At 67.7% G+C, this 8,910-nt stretch carries 10 protein-coding genes and 1 pseudogene; 7 read left to right on the top strand and 4 right to left on the bottom strand.

Translation table 11 applies throughout. The features are described from left to right. Together AC5Y5V_RS06395 and AC5Y5V_RS06390 are read left to right on the top strand one after the other, a co-directional pair. Positions 1-269, top strand: a pseudogene (locus AC5Y5V_RS06395) (hypothetical protein); the annotation flags it as partial. Further along, positions 250-912 (top strand): hypothetical protein, encoded by a 663-nt coding sequence (locus AC5Y5V_RS06390; RefSeq protein WP_499931931.1) that lies wholly within the window; start codon positions 250-252, stop codon positions 910-912. The pseudogene AC5Y5V_RS06395 and the gene AC5Y5V_RS06390, both read left to right, overlap by 20 nt. Positions 913-920: 8 nt before the next feature. On the opposite strand, the gene arc is transcribed toward AC5Y5V_RS06390, so the two are convergent. After that, positions 921-2,750, bottom strand: a complete 1,830-nt coding sequence (arc, locus tag AC5Y5V_RS06385; RefSeq protein ID WP_499931929.1) for a proteasome ATPase — start codon at positions 2,748-2,750, stop codon at positions 921-923. 166 nt (positions 2,751-2,916) lie between these two features. On the opposite strand from arc, the gene AC5Y5V_RS06380 reads away from it, so the two are divergent. The 3 genes from AC5Y5V_RS06380 to AC5Y5V_RS06370 are packed head-to-tail and all read left to right on the top strand — an operon-like array spanning position 2,917 to position 4,252. Next, complete coding sequence (locus tag AC5Y5V_RS06380) at positions 2,917-3,426, top strand: MTB12 family secreted protein (protein ID WP_499931928.1); 510 nt, start codon at positions 2,917-2,919, stop codon at positions 3,424-3,426. A gap of 11 nt (positions 3,427-3,437) precedes the next feature. Further along, positions 3,438-3,956 carry a lipoprotein LppK gene (gene lppK, locus AC5Y5V_RS06375; RefSeq protein ID WP_499931926.1) on the top strand — a complete coding sequence of 173 codons (519 nt, stop codon included), beginning with the start codon at positions 3,438-3,440 and terminating at the stop codon, positions 3,954-3,956. Positions 3,957-3,958: 2 nt separating this feature from the next. Continuing rightward, a complete protein-coding gene (locus AC5Y5V_RS06370) occupies positions 3,959-4,252 on the top strand; it encodes a DUF503 domain-containing protein (protein WP_499931924.1) in 294 nt (97 codons plus the stop codon). 24 nt (positions 4,253-4,276) lie between these two features. Here the strand turns inward: AC5Y5V_RS06370 and trmI are convergent, their stop codons facing one another. Further along, on the bottom strand, positions 4,277-5,119 hold the full coding sequence (gene trmI, locus AC5Y5V_RS06365) for a tRNA (adenine(58)-N(1))-methyltransferase TrmI (protein ID WP_499931923.1): 843 nt from the start codon (positions 5,117-5,119) through the stop codon (positions 4,277-4,279). An 84-nt stretch (positions 5,120-5,203) separates the two neighbouring features. On the opposite strand from trmI, the gene AC5Y5V_RS06360 reads away from it, so the two are divergent. Further along, positions 5,204-6,046, top strand: a complete 843-nt coding sequence (locus AC5Y5V_RS06360; RefSeq protein WP_499931921.1) for a RecB family exonuclease — start codon at positions 5,204-5,206, stop codon at positions 6,044-6,046. Next, entirely contained in the window at positions 6,043-6,894 is an 852-nt protein-coding gene (locus AC5Y5V_RS06355; RefSeq protein ID WP_499931919.1) for a thioesterase family protein, read from the top strand. The genes AC5Y5V_RS06360 and AC5Y5V_RS06355 overlap by 4 nt, the downstream gene beginning before the upstream one ends. A 138-nt stretch (positions 6,895-7,032) precedes the next feature. On the opposite strand, the gene AC5Y5V_RS06350 is transcribed toward AC5Y5V_RS06355, so the two are convergent. Both AC5Y5V_RS06350 and AC5Y5V_RS06345 read right to left on the bottom strand, forming a co-directional pair. Beyond that, on the bottom strand, positions 7,033-8,403 hold the full coding sequence (locus AC5Y5V_RS06350; protein WP_499931917.1) for an FAD-containing oxidoreductase: 1,371 nt from the start codon (positions 8,401-8,403) through the stop codon (positions 7,033-7,035). Beyond that, entirely contained in the window at positions 8,400-8,891 is a 492-nt protein-coding gene (locus tag AC5Y5V_RS06345; protein ID WP_499931915.1) for a DUF4126 domain-containing protein, read from the bottom strand. The genes AC5Y5V_RS06350 and AC5Y5V_RS06345 overlap by 4 nt, the downstream gene beginning before the upstream one ends. Positions 8,892-8,910 lie beyond the last annotated feature (19 nt).

Below are 8,910 nucleotides of genomic sequence, written 5' to 3'. Positions count from 1 at the left end.
CACCGGAACTGCTCAAGGAATGGACCCACACCGACCCCGGCACCCTGACGGTGCTCGGCGCGACGTTTCCGGCACCGGGCGCCCTGATCCACATGTGCCTGTTCCTCAGCGCGTTGACGTTCATGTACATCAGCGCCCGCGCGGTCGACGACGCCGACTACCGGGAAATGTTTCTGGATCCCCTGATCGACGACCTGCGGGTAGCCCTGATCGCGCGCAACCGATACCGCAGCAATATCGCCCCGGCGGATGAATTTGACGCCACCTGACTCTGTGATTAATTTCACCCTGGTGACCAGCCCCGAAGCCACGAATATATCCGGGAAGCGTTACGGCGAAGTGCTTCTGGTAACGCCCGGCGAGGCCGGTCCCCAGGCAAACGTCTACAACAGCTTCCCGCTCAACGATTGCCCCGCCGAACTGTGGTCGGCGCTCGACCCGCATGCGATCGCCACCGAACACGGCGCCGCCGCGGCGCTGCTCAACGGTCCCCGCTACTGGTTGATGAACACCATCGAAAAAGAGCGCCGCGGACCGCAGATCACGAAGAACTTCGGCGGGATCGACATGATCCTGCAGGCCACCGTCCTGTTGTCGTCGATGAACCCGGCGCCCTACAGCGTCAACAAGGTCAGCCGCCACACCGTGTTCGTTTTCGATGCCGGCGAAGAGGTCTACGAGCTGCAGGACCCGCACGGACACCGCTGGGTGATGCAGACGTGGAGTCAGGTGGTGGACCCCGAGCTGTCGCGGGCCGATCTGCCCAAACTGGCCGACCGGCTGAACCTGCCCGACGGGTGGTCCTACCTGACGCGCGTGCTGACCGACGAGCTGCGCGTGGACACCACCTCGCGCGCCGCCCAGGTCACCCAGGACGACCTGACCAACAGCTATTCGCTGGTAACCGACTGAATCGGTGCCTACAGGTACTGACCCAGGTTCGACTCGGTGTCGATGGCCCGCGACGCGCTCGACGACTTGCCGGTGACCAGGGTGCGGATGTAGACGATCCGCTCGCCCTTCTTGCCCGAAATCCGCGCCCAGTCATCGGGGTTGGTGGTGTTGGGCAGGTCCTCGTTCTCGGCGAACTCGTCGACGATCGAGTCGAGCAGGTGCTGGATCCGCAGACCCGGCTGGCCCGTCTCGAGCACCGACTTGATGGCGTTCTTCTTCGCGCGGTCGACGACGTTCTGGATCATGGCCCCGGAGTTGAAGTCCTTGAAGTACATGACTTCCTTGTCACCGTTGGCGTAGGTGACCTCCAGGAACCGGTTGTCGTCGATCTCGGCGTACATCCGCTCAACGACCTTCTCGATCATCGCCCGGATGCAGGCGCGGCGGTCGCCGTCGAACTCGGCGAGGTCGTCGGCGTGCACCGGCAGCGACTCGACCAGGTACTTCGAGTAGATGTCCTGCGCCGCTTCGGCATCCGGCCGCTCGATCTTGATCTTCACGTCCAGGCGGCCGGGCCGCAGGATGGCCGGGTCGATCATGTCCTCGCGGTTGGAGGCGCCGATCACGATGACGTTCTCCAAGCCCTCCACGCCGTCGATCTCGGACAGCAACTGCGGGACCACCGTGGTCTCGACGTCGGAGGAGACGCCCGTGCCGCGGGTGCGGAAGATCGAGTCCATCTCGTCGAAGAACACGATCACCGGGGTGCCTTCCGAGGCCTTCTCGCGGGCCCGCTGGAAGATCAGCCGGATGTGCCGCTCGGTCTCGCCGACGAACTTGTTCAGCAGCTCGGGGCCCTTGATGTTGAGGAAGTACGACTTGGCCTCACGGGCGTCGTCGCCGCGCAGGTCGGCCATCTTCTTGGCCAGCGAGTTCGCCACCGCCTTGGCGATCAGCGTCTTGCCGCAGCCGGGCGGGCCGTAGAGCAGCACACCTTTCGGCGGACGCAGCGCGTACTCGCGGTAGAGGTCCTTGTGCAGGAAGGGCAGCTCCACGGCGTCGCGGATCTGCTCGATCTGGCGGGTCAGACCACCGATGTCCTGGTAGCTGACGTCGGGCACCTCCTCGAGCACCAAGTCCTCGACCTCCGCCTTCGGAATGCGCTCGAAGGCGTAGCCGGCCTTGGTGTCGACCAGCAACGAGTCGCCGGGCCGCAACTTCCGCGGCCGGGTGTCGTCGTTGAGGGCGTCGGGATGCCCTTCCGGCAGGTCCTCGGCGACCAGCGGCTCGGCCAGCCACACGATGCGCTCCTCGTCGGCGTGGCCGACGACGAGGGCGCGGTGTCCGTCGGACAGGATCTCGCGCAGGGTCGAGATCTCGCCGACCGATTCGAACGTGCCGGCCTCGACGACGGTGAGGGCCTCGTTGAGCCGCACCGTCTGCCCCTTGCGTAGCGAGGGGACCTCGATGTTGGGCGAGCACGTCAACCGCATCTTGCGACCCGAGGTGAAGACGTCGACCGTGTCGTCCTCGTGGGTCGCCAACAGCACGCCGTATCCACTGGGCGGCTGCCCCAGCCGGTCGACCTCCTCGCGCAGCGCCAAAAGTTGTTGGCGGGCTTCTTTAAGAGTTTCCATTAATTTGGAATTGCGGGACGCCAGCGAGTCGATGCGGGCTTCGAGTTGATGCACGTCGCGCGACGACCGGGCGCTACCGTGCGGGCCAACCGCATGCTCGAGTTGCTCACGTAGCGCCGCGGCCTCACGCCGCAGTTGTTCCAGTTCGGCAGCATCGTCGCTGGACAGGGGGTCGTTTCGGTGGGCACCGAAGGCTTCAGAACGCTCTGATTCACCCATGTTGCGCTCCTTTCCCAAACCGCAATGGTCCGGCGGATACTTCAACGCTACCGGCCATCGGCCGTTCATGTGCGCAGACACAATGCGCTCGAATGCTGTTGGAAAGTTACAAATAAGGTCACGCTGGTAATCTCGGCCACAAATCTGGCGGAGCGAAAGGACGGTCGTGCCGAAAAAGTCCCTTGCTGCCGGCATCACAGCCATCGCGATCGCTGGCGCAAGCGCGGCAGGTGTGATTTTTCTTTCACCCGTCTGTTCCCCGTCCACGCAGATTCAACCCGTCGTGTTCGGCGCGCCGCTTCCGCTGCACCCCGCGGATCCCGCTGCCGCGCTGCCCACTGTCGACGACTTGATGGGGATCCTCAACGGCCTACAGGCCCAAGGGGTCCCGTTCGCCAACAAGGCCAACCTGGTCGAGGGAGGCATCGGGCCGTTCGAAGCCCGCCTCGCCGACGCGCAGTTCCAACAGGCCGTCACCAACGGCGCGCTGCCGTTGACGTTCAGCGTGGCAAACATCCGGCCGGCCGCGGCGGGAGCCGCCACTGCCGACGTCACCGCGTCGGGCCCCAAGCTGGCGCCGGTCACGCGCAACGTCAAGTTCGTGAACCAAGGTGGCTGGAAGATCTCCCGCGCGTCGGCCATGGCGCTGATCGAAGAAGCGGGAGTGGGCGCCTAGCCCGCCGGCGGATGCGACTCGTCGTAGCCCTGGGCGCCGCCATGATCGTGGCGGTTGGCCTCGCGGGTTGTTCGAGCCATGCCAAGGTCGCGTCGTCGGGCGAGTCGGTCACACTGGCGACTCCGACGCCGGTCGGGGCGCCCCCGTCCACTCCCCTGCCCCCGCCCGAGGCGATTGTCGACGTGCTGACCCGCCTGTCCGACCCGGCCGTACCCGGCAGCAACAAGGTGCACCTGGTCGAGGGCGCCACGCCGGAGAGCGCGGCCAGCCTGGACAAGTACACCAACGCCCTGCGTGACAACGGCTATCTGCCGATGACGTTCGTGGCCAAGGACGTGGCGTGGTCGGACAAGAATCCGTCAAACGTGGTGGCCACCGTCACCGTCAACACCTCGCACGCCACCAACCGGGTGTTCACCTTCCCGATGGAGTTCACGCCCTATCAGGGCGGCTGGCAACTGTCCCGCAAGACCGCGGAAATGCTGCTGGCCCTGGACAAGTCGACGCCCTCCCCCTCCCCGACGCCCTGAGCATGTGGATCGGCTGGCTGGAGTTCGACGTGCTGCTCGGCGATGTGCGATCGCTCAAGCAGAAGCGGTCGGTAATCCGGCCCGTCGTCGCCGAGCTGGCGCGCAAGTTCAGCGTCTCGGCCGCGGAGACCGGTTCGCATGACCTGCACCGGCGGGGCGGCATCGGCGTCGCTGTGGCGTCGGCCGACCGCGCCCATGCCGTCGACGTGCTCGATGCCGCCGAACGCCTGGTGGCCGCGCATCCTGAGTTCGAGTTGCTGTCCGTGCGACGGGGATTGCAGCGCAGCGACGACTGACTTGCCGAGCGAGTCAACCGCGGGTCAGCCGTCCCGCCCTTCCCGCTTGCGGCCCAGCGGCGCGGGAGCGATGACGCCGGGCGCCAGCCGGCGCACGGCGACCAGAAACGCGGTGTGCCCACGCATCGAGTGCTGCGGCCGCACGGCCAGGCCCACCACGTTCCAGCCGCGCTGCAGCGTCTCCCACGACCGCGGTTCGGTCCAGCGCTGCTGCGCCCGCAGCGCCTCCACGACCGTCGACAGCTGCGTCACCGTGGCCACGTAGATGATCAGCACACCGCCGGAGACCACCAGGCGCGACACCGCGTCGAGCACCTCCCACGGCGCCAGCATGTCCAGCACCGCGCGGTCGAAGGAGCCGTCGGGCAGGTCGGAGTCGGCGACGTCGCTGATGATCAGCTGCCAGTTGTCGGGCAGCCCGCCATAGAAGTTGCCGACGTTGCGGCGCGCGTGTTCGGCATGGTCGGCGCGCTGCTCGTAGGAGGTCACCCGGCCTTGCGGCCCGACGGCGCGCAGCAGGGACAGCGTGAGCGCGCCGGATCCGGCGCCGGCCTCCAGCACCCGCGCGCCGGGAAAGATGTCGCCCTCGTGCACGATCTGCGCGGCGTCCTTGGGGTAGATCACCTGCGGCCCCCGCGGCATCGACATCACGTAGTCGACGAGCAGCGGGCGCAGCACCAGAAACACGGCGCCGTTGCTGGACTTCACCACGCTGCCCTGCTCCAGGCCGATCAGTGTGTCGTGGGCGATCCTGCCGCGGTGGGTGTGAAACTCGGTGCCCGGGGTCAGCGTCAGCGTGTAATGCCGGCCCTTGGCGTCGGTGAGCTGAACGCGTTCGCCGACGACGAACGGCCCGGTTGCTGACACGGAGCTAGCTTATGTGCAGCGGGTAGCTCGACTCGCCGTGACAGGTGCTTGGGGGTTGTCGGCGACCCGTCCTAGGCTGCGGGAATGACCGACCAGCCGGAGGAACGCTCTCGGCCGGCGCTTTCACCCTCGCGGGCGGCGGACTTCAAGCAGTGCCCGCTGCTGTACCGGTTCCGCGCGATCGACCGGTTGCCGGAGGCGCCGTCGAGCGCCCAGCTGCGCGGATCGGTGGTGCATGCGGCGCTGGAGCAGCTCTACGGCCTGCCCGCGGTGCAGCGCGGGCCGGACACCGCAAAGTCGCTGGTGGATCCGGCGTGGGAGCAGGTGATCGCCCGGCAGCCGGACCTGGTTGGCGACGTCGATCCCGATCAACGCGCGCAGCTGCTGCAGGAGGCCCGCGCGCTGCTGTCCGGCTACTACCGGCTGGAAGACCCGACGCGGTTCGACCCGGAAAGCTGCGAACAGCGCGTGGAGGTCGAACTCACCGACGGGACGCTGCTGCGCGGGTTCATCGACCGCGTCGACGTCGCCGCCACCGGCGAGCTGCGGGTGGTCGACTACAAGACCGGCAAGGCCCCCCCGGCCGCCCGCGCGCTGGCCGAATTCAAGGCCATGTTCCAGATGAAGTTTTATGCCGTCGCGCTGTACCGGTCGCGCGGGGTGCTGCCCGCCCGGCTGCGCCTCATCTACCTGGCCGACGGCCAATTGCTGGACTACTCACCGGACCGCGACGAGTTGCTGCGCTTCGAGAAGACCCTCATGGCGATCTGGCGGGCGATCCAATCCGCCGGTGCAACAGGCGATTTCCGTCCCAACCCGTCGCGGCTGTGCGACTGGTGCGCGCACCAGGCGCTCTGTCCGGCGTTTGGCGGCACACCGCCGCCCTACCCCGGCTGGCCGACTCAGACGACGCAGCCGGCCGCATGACGGGTTGCTTCTACCGCCGCCTGCCCGGCGACGGGGACTATCAGGCGTTCGCCGCGACCGAATACACCCGCAGCAACTGGGGGCCGGATCTGCAGCACGGGTCGCCGCCGCTGGCGTTGTTGACCAAGCTGATCGAGGAGCTGTCGGCGGAATCCGGGCTGCGCATCGGCCGGCTCAGCCTGGACATCCTGGGCGCCGTTCCGGTGGCCGCGGTGCGCGCCCGGGCGTGGCTGAAGCGCCCGGGTTCCCGGGTCGCCATGGTGGCCGCCGAGATGCACACCAGTCGCGACGACGGGTCCGACCGCACGGTGGCGCGGGTGACGGCCTGGCTGCTGGCGCGGTCCGACACCGCCGACGTGGCGTCGGACCGCTACCCGCCGCTGGTGGAGGGGCTGCCCCAACCGCTCTCGGCGCCGTTCGCCGGCGCCGGCGGCTACTTCGACGCGATCGACTGGCGCCCACAGCGCGTCCCGGACGGCACCGAGGACGCGGTCGCCTGGTTCAGCCCCACCGCCCACATCGTCGACACCGAGGAGACGACGCCGCTGCAGCGGCTCGCCGCCATCGTGGACTGCGCCAACGGCGTCGGCAAGATCCTGGACCCCGACGAGTTCGTCTTCATGAATACCGACACTGTCGTGCATCTGCACCGCCTGCCGACGGGCAACGATTTCGCGGTGCGGGCCCGCGCGTCGGTGGGCCCGGACGGCGTGGGAGTGACGACGGCCGAGGTCTTCGACCGGGCCGGGTTCATCGGGACGTCGGCGCAGACGCTGCTGGTCCAGCGCAGGCAGCCCGTCACTCCACCGGCGCCCGCTCCCGAAGGATGGTGGGAATCAACTTGCTGACCGCGGGTTGGGTCGGGCATACGTGCTGCGGCTTCGCTGCGCAGCATCGAGACAGGTGCGGACGGACGATCTCGTTCACAGCGCGCAAAGCGACCAAAATGATTCCCTCAGAACATATTCGGCGAAGACGACGACGCCCTAATCGACGGGCTTCAGCTCCTGAAGGATGGTGGGAATCAACTCGCTGACCGTGGGATGGATGTGCATCGTCCGCGCCAGCGTGGTGTAGGGCGCCTTGGCCGACATGACGTCCAGGATGCAGTGCACGGCCTCGTCGCCGCCGACGCCGAAGATGGCCGCGCCCAGGATCTCCTCGGTGTCGGCGTCGACGACGACCTTCATAAACCCTTGCGTCTCACCTTTTTCCACCGCTCGGCCGACCCTCGTCATCGGCCGCTTGCCGACCAGCACCTTGCGGCCCGAGGCGCGCGCTTGGTCGACACTCATCCCGGCGCGTCCCAGCGGCGGGTCGATGTAGAGCGCATAGGTGGTGATGCGGTCGCTGACCCGGCGCGGGTCGTCATCGAGCAGATTGGCGGCGACGATCTCGAAGTCGTTGTACGACGTGTGCGTGAAGGCGCCCTTGCCGTTGCAGTCGCCCATCGCCCAGATGTGGTCGGCGCTGGTCTTGAGCGCGTCGTCGACGACGATGAAGCCGCGGTCGTCGGTCTGCACGCCGGCGGCCTGAAGATTCAGGTCGTCGGTGTTGGGTCGGCGGCCCACCGCCAGCAGCAGATGGCTGCCCGCGATGGGTGCGGCACCGGCGCTGGGCGTGAGCTCAAATCCCTTGTCGCGTTTGGTGACCCGCACGTCGTCGGCGCCGACGACGACGTCGATCCCCTCGCCCTCAAGGATCTGTCGGATGGTGGTCGAGACGTCCTCGTCCTCCCGCGACGCCAACCGCGGACCTCGCTCGACGACGGTCACCCGGGCCCCGAAGCGCCGATACATCTGCGCGAACTCCAGCGCGATGTAGCTGCCCCCGACGATGACGAGATGGGATGGCAGCGTGTCGAGTTCGAGGATCGACACGTTGGTCAGGTAGTCGACGTCGGACAGGCCGGGGATGTCCGGCACCACGGCGCGACCGCCGACGTTGAGGAAGATCCGGTCGGCGTGCAGGAGTTGGTCGTCGACGCGCAGTGTGTGCGGGTCCTCGAACCGGGCGTGCCCACGGTACAGGGTGCAGCCGTCCATGCCTTCCAGCCAGGACTCGACGCCCTCGCGGTCCTTGAGCATGATGCCGTCTTTGCGCGCCTTGACTTTCGCCAGATCGACGCTGACGGCCCCCGTCGCCACACCGTATTCCGCACCGCGACGGGCCAGTTGTGCGGCGTGCGCGCTGGCAACCAGCGTCTTGGTCGGGATGCAGCCGGTGTTCACGCAGGTGCCGCCGACGTGTTTGCGCTCCACCACCGCGACTCGCTGCCCGGCGGCCGTCAGCCGGCCCGCCAGCGGTGGCCCCGCTTGGCCGGCGCCGACGACGATCGCGTCGAAATGCTCCGTCACTGGACGGCCAGGGCGGCGGTCCACGCGGCGATCGCGAAGCCGCCCCCGATCGCCACCGCATCCTCCAGCAGCGCTATCGGCAGGTCTTTACCGCCGATGGCCGCCACCAGGCCCTTGCGCGCCTGATAGCCGCCCAGCGTCCCGAGCACCGCGCCGATGATGCCGGCGCCCAGCGCACTCACGGTGTAGTGATGCGAGGCGCCGATCACCGCGCCGGCGAAGCCCCCCATGACGAGCCGGGCCGCGAAAACCGGTGTGGCAGTGCGGGAAGGCGTCTTGGGCAGTTTGTCGTTGACCAGCTCGGCCACCGCGATGACAGTGACGATGACGACGGTGATGAGGTTACCCACCCAGGCCGCCCACGTGCTACTCAGATCGAACCAGTGGAGATAGGCGGCCCAGGCCAGCACCGCGGGAGCGGTGAAGGAACGCAGCCCGGCGACGATGCCGATAAGCAACGCCGCTAGCAGGAACAGAACGTGTGTCACGGCGACTCCTGGGTTCTAC

It is taken from the genome of Mycobacterium sp. NGS68, assembly GCF_059812195.1.
Note: the sequence above shows the minus strand (reverse complement) of the source record. Positions and strands in the feature narration are given on the sequence as shown.